Source organism: Pedobacter sp. ASV1-7 (assembly GCF_040203335.1).
Classification (GTDB): Bacteria; Bacteroidota; Bacteroidia; order Sphingobacteriales; family Sphingobacteriaceae; genus Pedobacter.
This window is the reverse complement of the sequence record NZ_JBEHBV010000006.1, coordinates 223,161-240,708: the sequence shown is the minus strand read 5'-3', so window position 1 is coordinate 240,708 and position 17,548 is coordinate 223,161. Positions and strand designations below refer to the sequence as shown.

10 protein-coding genes are annotated in these 17,548 nt (G+C 37.2%); 7 read left to right on the top strand and 3 right to left on the bottom strand.

Annotation, left to right across the window (positions count from 1 at the left end; all coding sequences use genetic code 11):
* Positions 1-98 precede the first annotated feature (98 nt).
* Both ABDJ41_RS15370 and lpdA read right to left on the bottom strand, forming a co-directional pair.
* Positions 99-941 carry an MBL fold metallo-hydrolase gene (locus ABDJ41_RS15370; RefSeq protein WP_349786958.1) on the bottom strand — a complete coding sequence of 281 codons (843 nt, stop codon included), beginning with the start codon at positions 939-941 and terminating at the stop codon, positions 99-101.
* 104 nt (positions 942-1,045) lie between these two features.
* Positions 1,046-2,434 (bottom strand): dihydrolipoyl dehydrogenase, encoded by a 1,389-nt coding sequence (gene lpdA / locus ABDJ41_RS15365; RefSeq protein WP_349786957.1) that lies wholly within the window; start codon positions 2,432-2,434, stop codon positions 1,046-1,048.
* Between the two features lie 336 nt (positions 2,435-2,770).
* On the opposite strand from lpdA, the gene ABDJ41_RS15360 reads away from it, so the two are divergent.
* Together ABDJ41_RS15360 and ABDJ41_RS15355 are read left to right on the top strand one after the other, a co-directional pair.
* A complete protein-coding gene (locus ABDJ41_RS15360) occupies positions 2,771-5,908 on the top strand; it encodes a TonB-dependent receptor (RefSeq protein WP_349786956.1) in 3,138 nt (1,045 codons plus the stop codon).
* 222 nt (positions 5,909-6,130) lie between these two features.
* The gene (locus ABDJ41_RS15355) at positions 6,131-6,439 is read left to right on the top strand and encodes an RNA recognition motif domain-containing protein (protein ID WP_349786955.1); all 309 of its coding nucleotides are present in this window, start codon (positions 6,131-6,133) and stop codon (positions 6,437-6,439) included.
* A gap of 14 nt (positions 6,440-6,453) precedes the next feature.
* On the opposite strand, the gene ABDJ41_RS15350 is transcribed toward ABDJ41_RS15355, so the two are convergent.
* Complete coding sequence (locus tag ABDJ41_RS15350) at positions 6,454-7,680, bottom strand: ROK family transcriptional regulator (RefSeq protein WP_349786954.1); 1,227 nt, start codon at positions 7,678-7,680, stop codon at positions 6,454-6,456.
* Positions 7,681-8,169: 489 nt separating this feature from the next.
* On the opposite strand from ABDJ41_RS15350, the gene ABDJ41_RS15345 reads away from it, so the two are divergent.
* The 5 genes from ABDJ41_RS15345 to ABDJ41_RS15325 are packed head-to-tail and all read left to right on the top strand — an operon-like array spanning position 8,170 to position 17,542.
* Entirely contained in the window at positions 8,170-10,257 is a 2,088-nt protein-coding gene (locus ABDJ41_RS15345; RefSeq protein ID WP_349786953.1) for a hypothetical protein, read from the top strand.
* A 7-nt stretch (positions 10,258-10,264) separates the two neighbouring features.
* Positions 10,265-11,458, top strand: a complete 1,194-nt coding sequence (locus tag ABDJ41_RS15340) for a n-acyl-d-glucosamine 2-epimerase (protein ID WP_349786952.1) — start codon at positions 10,265-10,267, stop codon at positions 11,456-11,458.
* A 2-nt stretch (positions 11,459-11,460) separates the two neighbouring features.
* Positions 11,461-12,717: a sugar MFS transporter gene (locus ABDJ41_RS15335; protein ID WP_349786951.1), complete on the top strand. Its 1,257-nt coding sequence runs from the start codon at positions 11,461-11,463 to the stop codon at positions 12,715-12,717.
* Between the two features lie 48 nt (positions 12,718-12,765).
* On the top strand, positions 12,766-15,846 hold the full coding sequence (locus tag ABDJ41_RS15330) for a SusC/RagA family TonB-linked outer membrane protein (protein WP_349786950.1): 3,081 nt from the start codon (positions 12,766-12,768) through the stop codon (positions 15,844-15,846).
* A gap of 4 nt (positions 15,847-15,850) precedes the next feature.
* Entirely contained in the window at positions 15,851-17,542 is a 1,692-nt protein-coding gene (locus ABDJ41_RS15325; RefSeq protein WP_349786949.1) for a RagB/SusD family nutrient uptake outer membrane protein, read from the top strand.
* Positions 17,543-17,548 lie beyond the last annotated feature (6 nt).

Genomic DNA, 17,548 nt, shown 5'->3' with positions numbered 1-17,548 from the left:
GCTTGTTTTTTTGTTTTAATTATAATCCAGCATAAGAAACTAATCCTATATAATAAATAACTAAATTAATGTAATAAGAAAAGAATGGTGGCATTATACTAAATACTATTTAAGTCGAATGTCTTATCTAATCTGATTCCTTTCTCTGTTTGCATTACTGTACAACATTCATTAACCGGGTCATGTTCGAGATATAAGATGTAGTTCTTATCTGCAGCTTCTTGTAGAAAAGCTTTCTTTTCTTTCAATGTCTGTAAAGGAAACATGTCGTATGCCATTACATAGGGTAGGGGGATGTGGCCAACAGAAGGCAGAAGATCTGCCATATATACAATGGTCTGTTCTTTATACTGTATTTGAGGTAACATCATTGCGTCTGTATGTCCATACGCAAAGCGGATGTTAATCCCATCATGAAATTCTACACCATCTTTATCCGCAACAAATCTCAGTTGTCCACTTTCCTGAATAGGTAAAATGTTTTCTCTTAAAAATGAAGCTTTCTCTCTGTCATTAGGATTTACAGCCCAATCCCAATGTTGTGCATTGCTCCAATAAAAAGCATTTTTAAAAGCTGGCCGAAGTCTGCCATCAGCTTCTCTTATAATAGAGCCTCCACAGTGATCAAAATGTAAGTGTGTTAAAAACACATCTGTAATATCATTTCTGCTAAAGCCTTTTGCAGCTAAGGACTTATCTAATGTGTCGTCGCCATGTAAATAATAATGTCCTAAAAACTTTTCATCCTGCTTATCACCAATTCCATTGTCTATCAATATCAGTCTATCTCCATCTTCAATCAGCAAGCACCTCATCGCCCAGGTGCATAGATTATTTGCATCTGCCGGATTGCTACGCTGCCATATTGATTTGGGTACCACACCAAACATTGCGCCGCCGTCCAGTTTAAATAGTCCTGTATTTATAGTATGTAAGTTCATTGTACAAGTAAGTTAGAATTGTAAATATAAAAAAAGAGGTAGTTAATAACCACCTCTTTTAGCTTTTTGCATGAGCAAATTCAATGTTTCATTTAATTTGTCTCTTACAAGTGAATTACCTCACCATACGCATCAGCAGCAGCTTCCATAATAGCTTCGCTCATTGTAGGATGTGGATGCACTGATTTTATCATTTCATGACCAGTAGTCTCCAATTTGCGGGCAACTACAATCTCAGCGATCATTTCAGTTACGTTTGCACCAATCATGTGCGCACCTAACAACTCACCATACTTAGCATCAAAAATTAATTTTACAAAACCATCTTTAGAGCCAGCAGCACTCGCCTTACCTGAAGCAGAGAATGGGAATTTACCAATTTTTAATTCATAACCAGCAGCTTTAGCCGCTTTCTCAGTGTAACCAACAGAAGCAATTTCAGGACTGCAATAAGTACATCCAGGGATGTTGTTATAATCTAATGGCTCGGGTTTATGGCCAGCAATTTTTTCCACACAAATAATACCTTCAGCAGATGCAACGTGAGCAAGTGCTTGTCCGCCTACGATATCACCAATAGCATAATAACCTTTTACCGAAGTATTGTAGAATTCATCAACAACAACTTTGCCTTTTTCAGTTTTAATGCCGGTTTCTTCTAGACCAATGTTTTCGATGTTAGCAACCACACCAGCAGCAGAAAGTACGATATCACATTCTAAAGTTTGCATACCAGATGCAGTTTTAACCTGAACTTTGCAACCAGCACCACTAGTGTCAACAGATTCAACACTTGAAGAAGTCATGATCTCGATACCTACCTTTTTTAAGCTGCGTAACAATTGTTTTGATACATCTTCATCTTCAACCGGAACTACATTTTCCATGAATTCAACGATAGTTACTTTAGTGCCAAGAGTTGCGTAGAAATAAGCAAACTCAACACCTATAGCACCAGAACCTACAACTACCAATGATTTTGGTTGTTCAGGTAATACCATTGCCTGCCTGTAACCGATTACTTTTTTACCATCTTGTTTAAGGTTAGGTAATTCCCTTGATCTTGCACCAGTAGCTAATATAATACTAGTTGCAGTATATTCTTTTTGTGTACCATCAGCAGCTTTAACCTCTACTTTATTTCCAGGTTTAGCTTTTCCGGCACCCATAATCACATCAATTTTGTTCTTCTTCATTAAGAATTGAACGCCTTTGCTCATGCCTTCAGCAACACCACGACTGCGTTTAATAACAGCAGCGAAATCTGCTTCAGCTTCAGCTGTTTTAATACCATATTCAGCAGCATGATTAATATATTCAAATACCTGAGCGCTTTTTAATAATGCTTTGGTAGGTATACAGCCCCAGTTCAGGCATATTCCACCTAAAGATTCGCGTTCAACTACCGCAGTTTTTAAACCCAACTGAGAAGCTCTGATCGCAGCTACATATCCACCAGGACCGCTGCCTATTACAATTACATCGTAGTTCATATCTTTAATAAGGAATTTATCTTAGTAATTGCCAAAATTAAAAAAAAATGTTCATTAAATCCCTGTTACAGGATACGATTATGCTATGTTGTTCATAAAGAACGGTATTACAACTTTATTTCAAATTACATTATGAGTTGGAATGAAAATAAATAATTGATAAACTGTTGGTTATATATTTAATATTTCTGTTAAATGTTGAAAAATACTGCCATTCTTAATAATTATTTAACATTGGAAAATAGAATGCCAGCATAATAAATATATAACTTTGCATCAGTGTTTTATAAATAAGATTAGAACACAAAAACAGAATTATTATCTAACTCAAAAAGAATGAAGAAATCTCTACTAACCAAAATCATGGTTTTACTCCTTGTTTTTGCAGGGACAGCTGTGTCCTTACGGGCACAGGTAACCACCTCATCAATCAGCGGAAGAGTTGCTGATGCTAAAGGACCGCTGCCTGGTGCCAGTATTAAAGCTGTACACGTACCAACAAATACGGCGTATAGTTTAGTAAGTAATAATGGTGGTAGATTCACCATTTCAAATATGCGTTCAGGTGGACCATATACAATTGTTATCAGTTACATTGGGTATGAGCCTGAAACTATCAATAATATTTATTTGAAACTCGGCGAAACGTTGCCAATAAATGTAAATCTTAGTGAAAGCGGAAAAGATTTATCGGAAGTTGTTATAGCAGGTAAAAAGAATTCAGTTTTTAATAGTGGAAGAACTGGTGCCGCAACAAACATCAGCAAAGAACAAATTGAGGCTTTGCCAACATTAAGTAGGGCACTTTCTGATTACTGGAGATTAACTCCTCAAGCAAATGGTAACTCTTTTGGTGGTGCAAATCAGCGTTACAATAATATTACTATTGATGGTGCTGTGAATAATGATGTATTTGCAGCTTCAAGTACAGCAATTACTCCTGGTAGTAAAACAAATACTCAACCAATTTCATTGGATGCAATTGAAGAAATTCAGGTTGTTTTGGCTCCTTATGATGTTACTTACGGAAACTTTACAGGTGCCGGTGTAAATGCTGTAACAAGGTCTGGTACGAATACTATTCAAGGTTCTGCTTACTTCTTCGGAAGAAATCAAAGTACAGTAGGTAAACAACCGAATGGATTGAAATCTACTGATTTTAATGACTATCAATATGGTTTCCGTATTGGAGGACCTTTAGTGAAAGATAAGTTGTTCTTCTTTATTAATGGTGAGTTAGGTAGAAAACAACAACCTACAACATTAAACGCAGGTGATCCTTCGGCTTTGCTTACTGTTGATCAGGCTCAACAAATTGTGGATAATGTTAAGGATAAATATGGATTTGATATTGGTTCATATGCTGAACAACAAGCACGTACTCAAAGTGATAAAGTATTTGCTCGTTTAGATTGGAACATTAATAGTAAAAACCAGTTGATGTTGCGTCATAACTATATAAAAGCATTTGATGAGGGGATTTCCCGTTCAGCAAGTAATTTTAGATTTGGAAGTAACCTTGTAACTAATAATGGTAAACAAAATATCAGTGTTTTAGAATTAAGAAGTGCAATTTCTCAGTCTATATCAAATCACCTGATTCTTGGATATTCAAGAGTTAGAGATTTTATTACAGTCCCTGGACCACTATTCCCTCAAATTGAGATCAACAACATCAATAATGTTTCTGGAAATAGAGTTGTATTTGGATCTGAAAGAAGTAGTACTGCTAATCAATTAGACCAAGATATCTATGAGTTAACTAATAACTTTAAAATAACATCAGGAAATAACACCCTTACTTTTGGTACTCACAACGAGTTCTTTAAATTCAGGAATTTATTTGTGAACAACCGGGCGGGCTATTGGCAGTTTACCAATATGACTGACTTCCTTGCAGGAAAGGCATCAAATGTTCAAGCTACTTATCCAATTACAGGCAATCCTGGTGAAGCTAAATTTAGTGCTGCACAATTGGGATTCTATTTCCAGGATGAGATTCAAGTTACTCCTGAGTTTAAGTTTACAGCAGGTATGAGGATTGATGTCCCTGTGTTTTTTGATAAGCCAGCTAGAAATGTTCTGGCAGAAGATGTGTTTGGCTATAGAACAGATATAACTCCTAAAAGCAGACCATTAGTGTCTCCTCGTCTTGGATTTAACTATGATGTTTTAGGTAATCGTGCAATACAATTACGTGGTGGTACAGGTATTTTTACAGGACGTGTTCCATTTGTATGGTTGTCTAATCAATTTACCAATAACGGAACTTTATTCGGTACTGTTAATCAGAATAACCCACCTGTATTTATTACAGATCCTAACAACCAGGCATCAGCTGGGACTGCTGGTACAACTTATGAGTTGAATCTTGCTGATCCAAACTTCAGAATCCCTCAAACATTCCGTTCAAATATAGCAACTGATATTCGTTTGCCTGGAGGTATCGTTACTACTCTGGAAGCGATTTACAGTAAAACTTTAAACAATATTGTTTACAAAAACCTTAACCTGAAGGGCCTGACAGCTACTGGAGTAATTGATCCTACTTTAACTGGCGGAGCTGATACGCGTCCTGCTTATACTGGAAAAGTTAATAGTACAGTAACTAATGCTTTGTTAATTGAGAATACAAATAAAGGATCATCTTATTCTTTGACTGCACAGGTGCAAAAAGCATTTAATTTTGGTCTGAATGCTTCATTTGCGTATACTTATGGTCAGTCTAAAGAAGTTAATAGTGGAAATAGTTCAACAGCATTTTCAAACTGGCAGTTTAATCAAATTGTAAGTAACCCAAATTTCCCAGAGTTAGCTTATTCAATTAATGATATACGTAATCGTTTGGTTGGAACACTTTCTTATGGAGTTCATTATGGTAAGAATAAATTATTTGGAACCTCATTATCTGTATTTTATCAAGGTAGATCCGGAGCTCCAATCAGCTATGTGTACTTTGGTGATTTAAATGGCGATGGAGCAAATCAAAATGACCTAATTTATATTCCAAGGACTCAAAATGATATCAGGTTAGTAACAATCCCAGCTGTTGCTGCCAGTGGAACCAGACCTGCTGTGCCAGCCATATCACCTGCAGAACAATGGACTGCATTAAATTCATTCATTGAAAATGATCCATATTTAAAAGCTAATCGTGGTAAATATGCTGAAAGATTTGGTGGACGTATGCCTTGGGAACATTCATTTGATTTACGTTTTCTTCAAGATCTTGGTGGTTTAGTGAATGGTACTGCAAATAAAATACAGCTTTCTGTTGATATTATTAACGTAGGTAACTTACTTAATAAAGATTGGGGAAGATCTTATTTCTTATCAAATAATGCATCAACATTAATAAATTATACATCAGCTGGATATACATTTAAAGCTCCAGCTGACAATACAGCATATTCAGTTAGTCAGATTTCATCTCGTTGGGCTGCTCAATTTGGTATAAGATATTTGTTTAACTAACAAATAGATTTTACAGTATTGTTTAATCCCTGATTCTTTCAAAAGGATCAGGGATTTTTTTAAGGTTGATTTTTACTTAGAAGTACATTGGTTTGTCAATAATTACTATATGATCAGATACTAATCAGATCGTAATTATGACTCATTCCTTTTAAGATTTTAACTCCGATGCATTCAATAACAATAAAATTTATATTTTTATGCCACAAAATCTAAGTTATAATGGTTAAAATTTTTGTAGGGGGGCTTCGTCCGGATGTTACTGAATTAGATCTTGTAATGTATATAAGTCTGCGCGCTCAGGTAAATACGATCAAAGTTGTGCGCGATAAAGTGACGAAAAGATGCAAGGGATATGCGTTTCTGGAAATGACAAGTTTAGCAGAAGCTGAAAAAGCAGTGTCGTTACTTAACGGAGAAGAGTATCAGGGACAAGTGTTAAATATTAAAGTAGCAGAAGAAGTGGCTCCGCCAGCTACCACTTATGTAAAAACAAATAAGTCTTTTCAAAAGAAAAGACCTAGAGTGTAATTGAGTCTAAAAAACTAGCTGAGTGACAATAAGCGATTGCGTACCAATAAGCAAGCACCAATCAAGCCTGCTCGCTCACCCAATTTAGACATCTTTAAAACAGTGTCCTGGTTAACTAGCGTCAGTGAGTATTTATTGATTGCACTTTTTATAGGAAGTCTGATATACTCTTCAGTTGCAGCAAGGCTTCCCCCAAGTATAACAAGCTCCGGGTTAAACAGGTTAATTAGTAAGGCAATGCCACGCCCTAAATTCTCACCGATTTTAGCAATTAATTCAATAGCAAGAACATCATCATTGTTGGCGGCATCAATGATGTCTTCCATTTTCAGATCATCCGGATTAATACTTGTTTGAGTTAGAATTGACGAGGAACCTTGTAATAGCCGCTCTTTAAACATACGGGTTAATGCCCAACCTGAAGCTTCTGTTTCCAGACAACCTTTTTTGCCGCACTGACAGATAATTTCATTGTTAAACAAGGGAATATGTCCAAACTCACCTGAGTAACCCGATTTTCCGTAGTAAATCTGACCATTAACTATTATGCCAAGTCCAACTCCATGATCCAGGTTGAGAAATAGTATGTTCTTCTCATCTGTAACCACACCAGCCGAAAATTCTCCATAGGCCATTGATTTCGAATCATTCTCAAGAAATATCCGAACACCTATTTTTGATTCAAGGATTTTACTTAATGGCTCCTCATTAAAATGAAAGAAACTATAACTATAACCTGTTGTATAATTGATGCGGCCAGATAAATTGATCCCTATTCCCAGTAGTTTTTCTCTAGGTATGCTTAATCCATTAATGAAATCTTTAATGAGGTCGCAAAGTGCTTCCAGCGATTCTTTATTATTATCTAAGTTGTATGGAAGCTTTTCAGATACTTTAATCAGTTTTTTCTGTAAATCTGATAAGCCTATATTGATGTGATTTTGTTTAATGTCAACACCTATAAAAAATGCAGAATCAGGCACCAGGCCATATAAGTTCGGTTTACGGCCTCCCGTAGATTCTACTTTTCCATAATCCTTAATTAATCCGTCTTCTATCAGGTCAGCCAATAGAGCGGTTACTTTTGGAGCGCTTAGGTTTAATTCCTTACAAAGATCTGCAATGGTTGCATTTCCTATATTGGCAAAATAACTAAGTACCCTTTTTTTAAGACTAACGTTTTTATAGGCTACACCTGTTACGTTTTCATTGTTTAATTCCTCGAAGAAAGTTTTTCCCATTTTAATGTTTTACAGATTATACTTTTTATTAAGCCTTCATAGGGACTACCTTATACAAATTAAACATTAATTATTCATAGTTAGGAGAAACTTTTTTCAATGCCTCATAATCTAGAAAAGGAAGTTAATAATGGTTTAGCCTATGTTTTACTTGTGATTCGTTATAATATTTGTAACTTCTTCCATTTAAGAATAAATAAATTTATATCGTAATAACTTAATAAATAAAAATAATAAACTTTTGTTTGTTATTAATATATTTATATATTCACATTTGATTTATTTAAAGATAAGGAAAAGCGATTAACCAAGCGTATTTTTATCTTTTGCAGAGATTAGTGCTTGTTTTTATAATAAAGGTCGGATAATTTAAACGAAGCGTGTGTGGGATCTTTATAATAAAAATTTAATAATGTTAACCCATAACCTAACCAAATGAAATTTAGATTGACCTTTTATTGTTTTTTGTTAGTTTTCTGTATGCCAGCCATGGCTCAAAATTTTGCAAAACCTAACATTATTTTCTCAGGGAGTAGCTCCAACGACCTTTATGTATTGCTGCAAAAGCAAGGTCTTCATGTAAAAAGATTTAATGAACCAGCACAAGCCCTTCAAGCTGCAAAGGAGGGAGACGCTTTATTTGTAGTAGCGGATAATTATCCGAAAAAAACGGTAACGTTAACGGATGATTTTTTTCAAAAAGCAAAACTTAAAAAATTAAAATTATATATAGAATATTCAGCTGCAATTCCAGGTGTTCAGATTGATGCTACACCTAAAAATACTCAATTAGAGCGTGGTATCGTCGCTACAACTGTTTTCGAGCCAGGTCTAAAACCGTTGAGCATTTTAGGAATTAACGATTGCTACGTGTTGCCTGCAAAGGTAGAACGTGCGGATATTGTATTGGCTAAAGTTGCGGGCTTGGATAAAGCTGAATACGGAATTGATGATGTAGAGAAGTTTCCTTTGCTTTTTGAAAAGGACAATATGATGATTGCCACAACCAAGCTGACTAATTTTGCTACTGGTAGATATGGTCCGGACGATGCATGGAAACAGGTCTGGTCTTACATTCTAAAAAAAATGACCGGACAGCAATATGTATTCAAAAGCTGGCCGTCTTATGTTACGCCAATGTACAGTCGTAACCAGGTTTTACCTGCTAATGCAAAACGTAAAAGCGTAGAGCTTGGGGTAGAATGGTTTAATAAAGCTAAATTGTTTGTTAATCCTACCTGGAAAGACATGTTCCTGAAATATCAAGGTAATGGCGAAGCGCCTTTTGGTCCACGTGTAGATCAGAAATTACCTGTAGGTGATGGCACCCTTGGTTTACTGGAAGGTCATGCTTCAAAAATATACCATGATGGTACACAGCAATATCGCTATTGGATGAGAGCTGATGTGCAAGGCGAAGCTGCTTTTGCATTGGCTGCTGCTGGTAACCTGCTTCATAATCAGGGATACGATAAAAAGGCAAAGAACCTCGTAGATTATATGTTTTATAACTCTAACCTAAGGGCGGCTGAAAGAAATGATAAGAAAAGTCCTTCTTATGGCTTAATTGGCTGGTCGGTAACTCATCCTCATGTTTATTATGGTGATGATAATGCGCGTGCATTGCTGGGTATTTTAGGTGCTTCTGCTTTTATGAAGACTGACAAATGGGATAAGGAAATAGTTGAAGGTATAATGGCCAATTTCAGAACGACTGGGAAATATGGCTATAGAGGCGAACGTCAGGAAGATAAAGATTTACAGAAAAAAGGCTGGGAGCATTATTGGAATAGGGATGTAATACATAATGCGCCACATTTTGAATCATGGACATGGGCTTGTTACTTGTGGTTGTATAATCAGACTGGTTACAAACCTTTACTTGAAAAAACAAAAAATGCGATAAGAATGACTATGGAAGCTTATCCTGATAAATGGGTTTGGACTAATGGCATTCAGCAGGAACGTGCAAGAATGGTATTACCTCTGGCTTGGTTAGTTCAGATTGAGAATACTGAAGAACATCGCAAATGGCTGGATATTTTAGTGAGTAAATTATTAGAAAATCAGGTGGAAAGTGGTGCGATAAGAGAAGAGCTAGGAGGAGAAGGAAAAGGTCGATTTGGCCGTACAAAATCCAATGCTGATTATGGTAAACATGAGGCGCCTCTTATTTTTACCAATGGTGATCCAATTGCCGATATGCTGTACACCAGTAATTTCGCTTTCTTCAGTTTAAATGAAGCTGCACACGCTACAGGGAATAAAAAGTACACAGCTGCAGTTGCAAAACTTTCTGATTTCCTAACCAGGATTCAAGTGAAAAGTGACCGTTATAAAGATTTAGATGGAGCTTGGTTTAGAGCATTCGAATATAAGCGTTGGGAGTACTGGGGATCTAATGCCGATGCAGGATGGGGTGTTTGGGGTACTTTAAGCGGATGGACACAGAGCTGGATTGTTGCTACACAGGTATTAACAACTCAAAACCAGAGCTTTTGGGAGCTGACTAAAAAATCGGAAGTAAAGAATTATATGCAACCGACAGTAGATTTAATGTTTAACACTAAAAAATAATATAAGCGTGCAATCAACTCTAGAAAATTATATTCAGCAGTATCGTAGTAACTTGCTGGAAGACGTTATACCTTTTTGGTTAAAAAATTCGTTTGATGAAGAATTTGGAGGTTTTTTTACCTGTTTAGATAGGACAGGTAAGGTTTATGATACTGATAAATTTGCCTGGTTACAGAATCGCCAGATCTGGTGCTTCTCTATGTTGTATAATCAGGTTGAAAAAAAACAGGAATGGTTAGACTTTGCTATTCAGGGAGCAGAGTTTATGAAAGTGCATGGCCGCGATAAAGAGGGAAATTGGTATTTCGCTTTAACAAGAACGGGTACGCCGCTCATTCAACCACACAGCATATTCTCTGACTGTTTTGCCAGTATGGCCTATGCACAATTGTATACGGCTACTGGTAATAAGGAATATGCTAAGATTGCTGTAGATACTTTTCACAACATTCTGAAAAAGCAGGAGAACAGCAAAGGAATTTACAATAAAAGTTATCCAGGTACAAGGCCTATGCAAGGGTTCTCTCTGCCTATGATATTATCTAACCTTGTATTAGAACTGGAAACGCTATTGGATCCTGAATTGGTGGAACGCACTATGAAAAATGCCGTAAACTCGGTTATGGAAGTGTTTTATCAACCGGAACTAGGACTGATTCTGGAAAATGTTTCAGATAAAGGTGAGTTTGTTGACTGCTTTGAAGGAAGGGTGGTAAATCCGGGACACGGATTGGAAGCTATGTGGTTTATCATGGACTTAGGCAATAAAATGTCAGACCCACAACTGATTCGTAAAGCGGTAGATATTTCATTGAATATTCTGGAGTATGGTTGGGATAAAGAGTATCAGGGTATTTTATACTTTAAAGACGTAAAAGATGCACCGCCATTGCAATTGGAATGGGATCAGAAATTATGGTGGGTGCATGTAGAAACTATGGTTTGTATGCTAAAAGGCTATATGTACACTGGCGACCAGCGTTGCTGGGATTGGTTCGAAAAGGTGCATGCCTATAGCTGGAGTCATTTTGCAGATTCGGAATATGGAGAGTGGTTTGGTTACCTGAACAGGAGGGGAGAAGTTTTATCACCTGCAAAAGGAGGTAAATGGAAAGGATGTTTTCATGTGCCACGCGGTTTATATCAATGCTGGAAAGTATTGGAAACAATTAAAGAAAAACAAAGCACCTTAACTGTATAAAAATGGCAGGTTTTAGTTCACAGAATGTAGTGGTTGAAGAAACAATATCAGCTACAACGAGCACTAAGCAGAGTTATGTTCCGGCCCTGATTTCACTGGGTGTACTCTATTTCATGATGGGTTTTATAACCTGTTTAAATGATACCCTTGTGCCCTTTTTTAAAAATAGCTTTACCTTAAATTACTCCCAATCATCATTGGTGCAGTTTTACTTTTTTCTTACTTATGGAATAGCCTCCATTCCGGCGGGTAAAATTGTTGAACGGATTGGTTATAAGAATGGAATGGTAACTGGTTTTTGTATTGCAGCTTTAGGGGCATTATTATTTTTTCCTGCATCTATATTGCACGAGTATTATATATTTCTGGCAGCGCTTTTTGTACTTGCTCTTGGAATAGTTATGCTGCAGGTTGCAGCTAACCCGTATATTACCGTTTTAGGGCCAGCAAAAACAGCCTCATCAAGGTTTACATTAATACAGGGTATAGGTTCCTTAGGCACTACCGTTGCACCTATTTTTGGGGCTCATTATATTCTATCAGGCTTAACAGAACAACAGGCTTCTTCATCAGATGCAGTGAAGTATCCTTATCTGGGGATAACTGCATTACTATTGATTATCGCAGGAACAGTTTATGTCTTGAAACTCCCGCAAATCAAGGGTGGATCAGCTGAAGCAGCGGAACAGGATATTGATCAAAATAGAGGTGTGCTTTCTTTCAGAAACTTAAAGCTGGGGATAGTTGCTCTTTTCTTTTATGTAGGAGCAGAAGTTTCAATAGGTACTTTTTTAACCAATTATATAGCAGATACCTTATCAATAAGTGAAGCAGCAGCTAATACTTATGTCGCATTTTATTGGGGAAGTATGATTGTTGGGCGTTTGTTCGGTGCGGTGATTCTCAATTATCTTAAACCCTCAAGTGTGCTTACTTTTTGTGGTATAGCAGCCATGGGATTGATTGCTATTTCACTCAGTACAGGTGGAAGCATAGCTGTCTGGTCAATGATTGGGGTAGGGTTGTTTAATTCTGTAATGTTTGCAGTTATTTTTTCTCTTGCTGTAAATGGAGTAGGAAAGTATACCACGAGAGCATCTGGGTATTTATCAACTGCCATTGCAGGTGGGGCTATCATATCTTATTCCCAAGGGCTACTCATAGATCATTACAACTGGACCATTGCTTTTACACTTCCTTTATTGTGCTATTTATACATTGTTTTTTATGGAATAAACGGATATAAAACAAATAAATAACGCTCAAAAATTAATTAATAAAACCAAATATTAACAAATCAAATCTGTATGCTTAAACAAATTCTACTCAAATTCAGGTGGAAGATGCTGTTACTGCTATTTATGAGCAGTATGGCTTCTTTCAGTGTTAATGCTCAAAATGTACTATTTAAGGGAAAAGTAGTAGATGCTAAAGGCGAGTCAATACCAGGGGTAAGTGTCCAGGTTAAGGATACGAAGATAGTAGCAATAACTAACTCCGATGGTAGATTCGAACTTTCTGCTGGTAAATCAAATGTGATCCTGGTTTTTAAGTTTATTGGATTTAAAACTAAAGAGCTTAATGCCAGTAATGCTACAGCATTAAATGTAGTGCTTGAAGAGTCCAATGAACAATTGGGAGAGGTTGTGGTGATTGGTTATGGTACACAGAAGAAAGTAACACTTACAGGTTCTGTTTCTGTAATTGATGGGAAGTCATTAACGAACAGACAAGTGGGCTCAGCCTCATTAGCGCTACAGGGTGCTGCCCCGGGTGTAACCATCAGACAGCAGTCAGGGGTTCCAGGTGGTGATGCTGGAACAATCAGTATCAGAGGGATAGGTTCCATTAATGCAGGAGCTAATCCATTGGTATTGGTAGATAACGTAGAGATGAGTCTGGATGCAATTGATCCTAATAGTATAGAAACTATCTCTGTATTGAAGGATGCTGCAGCTTCAGCTGTTTATGGTTCAAGGGCTGCAAACGGGGTGATTTTGGTAACCACTAAAAGAGGGGCTGAAGGTGTGAAGGTGAGTTATTCTGGTTATATTGCTAAGCAAAAACCTTCAGATTTACCTGTAAAGGTAAATGCACTTGATCACATGAAGCTTTGGGATGTTGCACAGTTAAATAGTGGTTTGCCTCCGGCATTTACAAATCAAATTGCCGATTACGAAAAATTTGGTGCTGATAATTTTGCAAGGTTTGATACCGACTGGAAAAAGCTGGTATTAACTAACAATGGAATGATGCAGAATCATAATGTGAATGTATCTGCAGGAACGGAGCGGATTAAAATGTTTGCATCAGGTGGGTTCTTAGATCAGAATGGTTTAACTGCAAATACTAATTTTAAACGAACTGATCTGCGTTTTAATACTGATGTAACTTTAACAAAGAATCTGTCTGCTTCGATGGATCTGGTTATGAATAAATCAGAACGAGTATGGCCAGGTAATAACTCTGCAACAGGAATTATCAGGTACATGTTGGGGTTACCTGCAATAGCACCAGGTCGCTTTGATGGTGGAGAATGGGGCGAGGGCTGGTCAAATACAAATCCTGCAGCCCAAGCTGAAGATGGTGGATTTGATAAGCTGATAAAGGATTCAAGAATACTTAGTGGAACCCTAACCTACAAGCCTATTGAGGGATTAGAATTACTTGCTACTTATAGTACGAATAAATCTGAAGATCACACGCGGAAGTTGCAGGGACAATACGATATTTATGTAGCTGATGTTGCCAATAAAAAGTTGAATTTTGCTCGGAAATGGCCAGCATTCAATGCTCTTTTTGATAATAGGTCAGAGTTTACGAACAATCTTTTCAGAACACAGGCTACTTATTCAAAGGATTTAGGTGATCATCAGATCAAAATTTTAGGAGGTTTTACAACCGAGACTTTTGATATAAGTAATGTAAATGCATTCAGACAAAATCTGATTTCTGAGGATTTACCTTATCTGGATATGGGAGATGCTATCGGCCAGACTTTAGGCGGAGGTGCCGGTGAGTTAAATATGGCTTCGGCATATAGCAGGATTAATTACAACTATAAGGAGAAATATCTATTGGAAGTGAATGGTCGTTTTGATGCTTCATCCCGTTTTATTAAAGAAAACCAATGGTCACTATTCCCTTCGGTATCTGCAGGATGGAGAATTTCAAATGAAGGGTTCTGGAAAGGAATTGCGGATAAAATAAATGAAGCTAAAATAAGAGTATCCTATGGTATGCTTGGTAATCAAGACCTTAGAAGAAATAATGTGGCTGATTATTACCCAACAAGTGCTACTTATAATGGAGGCTATCCTTACTATTTCGGCAATGCAATTAACACAGGATATGCTATTCAAAATGCTGTAAATCCTTTCATTCAATGGGAAACTTCAAAAGTATTAGATATCGGCTTAGACCTTGCGTTCTTGAAAAATAAACTGACAGTTACTGCAGATTATTTTAGAAGAGACATCAGTCATATGCTTATGGAGGATGTAATTCCAAACTATGTAGGTTTAGGGGCTCCTTTTATTAATGTTGGAACCATGCGTAACACCGGATGGGAATTGGGGATAACATGGAAAGATAAAATTAATGATTTTAGTTATCATGTTACAGGTAATATTTCCGATGTGAAAAATAAGATGATGGATTTGAAAGGCAAGCAGTATATACCTGCTGCAGGAGGATTTATTACAAAAGAAGGCTCTGCTTATAATTCTTATTATGGCTATGTTGCTGAAGGTTTGTTTCAATCTGATGCAGAAGTTGCAGCCGGTCCATTTCACTTTGCTAATACAAAAGCAGGAGATATAAGGTATAAAGATATTAGTGGCCCAAATGGTGTGCCTGATAATAAAATAGATGGATTTGACCGTACAGTATTAGGAAATTATTTTCCACGCTATGAATACAGTTTAAACCTGGGAGCAAATTATAAAGGATTTGATTTTACAGCGTTCTTGCAAGGAGTTGGTAAAATGGACAATTACTTATCTGGAACAGGATCTCAGCCATTTTATTCAGCAAGTTTTCAGGGTTCAATTTATGAACACCAAAAGGATTATTGGAGTCCGGAAAATCCAGGAGCGGCCTATCCACGTTTAACAGCAAATAGTAATACTAATAATTATGTAAGCTCTTCATTTTGGATGCGTTCTGGTGCTTATCTGCGATTAAAGAATGTGGTTGTAGGCTATACCTTACCTAAAACCATTACAGATAAAGTAAAGATTGGTTCTGCAAGGTTGTATGTGAGTGGTCAAAATCTGATTACCTGGAGCAATTATTTCCCAGGATTTGATCCAGAACAAAGGGATACTGCTGGAGAGTTCTATCCAATTATGAAAACATATACTGTTGGTTTAAATGTAAATTTTTAAGCGCATGAAAAAAATTAAATATATATCCGCACTTGTAGTCGCTTTAATTGGATTTACAGGCTGTCAGAAATTTCTTGATACAGATCCATTAGCGGCTCCAGCTACCACCACTTTTTTAAAGAATGAAAAAGAAATAAATGCTTCTCTTACTGCAATTTATAAATCCGTAAATTGGGACTTTGGATTGGTGCCTTATCAGTCGGCCACTGATGCCTGGGCTGATCTGGCTATACTAAGAGCAAATGATTTAGGCGAGGGTACTTTTGATACCTATAATGCACACCCGGCCAATTTATGGAAAAATGCTTATTTACAGATACAACGTGCAAATACACTGTTAGTAGGTATGCAAGCTGCAAAAGCTGATGTGCCGGCAGGATCCTTTAACAGGATGGAGGCTGAAGCCAGAGTGCTTAGAGCATGGGCCTATCATTATCTGGTATTTATGTTTGGTGATGCTCCTTTAATTACAAAACCCTTAGAGTTGGCGGAATTTAAAACTCAGAAACGTGCACCAAAAGCAGATATCATTGCCTTTATTTATAAAGAACTGGATGAAGCTGCTGCAGTTTTAAGCTGGGCTCCGGCTGAGCGTGGTCGTGTTAGCAGAGCAGTGGCTTTGGGACTGAAAGCAAGAACAGCATTGAACAATAAAGAATATGGTTTAGCAGCAACTGCGGCTAAATCTGTAATTGATAATTCGGGCCTTTCATTAAACCCTAAGTTCCAGGATTTGTTTACCAGAAGCGGACAGAAGCCAAATGCTGGCGGAGAAATCATGTTCGAAATTCTATATACCGATGCTGATGTAAACTCACGTACCAATTTGCCTTTAGGAAATGCTTCCAGAGCAGCGGGTGGGCAATCAGGCCGTTTCCCGGCACAACGTTTGGTAGATATGTTTGAAGCAACAGACGGAAAACGTATCGATGAATCGGCAGTGTATAATCCGCAAAAACCAAGAGAAAAACGTGACCTTAGGTTAAAGTATACTGTGGCTCTACCAGGGGATACAGTTTCTATGAACCTGGTTACTTTCATCTATGACATTTATAGCAATAAAACGAAGTTTTTAAAAGCCGATGGCACCTGGAAAGAGGAGACGAATGCAGATTTTGATAACGCATTTGGTCCTGCAAAAAGTGGTGTAGGTTATTTGTGGACTAAGTACACCATGACTGATGAAAATGCTTTCCAGTCGAAAGTAAGCTTCATTTTAATGAGATATGCTGAGGTCTTATTAACCTATGCTGAGGCTAAAATAGAAGACAATCAGATTGATAATACGGTTATAAATGCAATTAACCTGGTTCGTGCCAGAGCTAAACAACCAGCCGTACCTACAGCAATTGAAAACGATCAGCATGAATTACGTAAATTGATCAGAAGAGAACGGACTGTTGAACTTGCTGTGGAAGGTTTCAGATGGTTTGATATCCGCAGATGGGGTATTGCGGATCTGGTTATGCCAGGTCAGGTAATCGGTATTTCAAAAACAGCTACAGGTTTACCTCCAGTACCAAACTACAAGAAAACAGCGGTACATGATCTAAATAGTATTCCTGATTATACCGGACAGATCAGTCAAAGGTATGTGAGGGAAACCCGTTTTTGGTTCCCGAAATTGAATTTACTTCCTGTTCCACAGGGCGAGAGAGATATTAACCCCGGACTTAGTCAGAATCCGGATTGGTAATTTTAA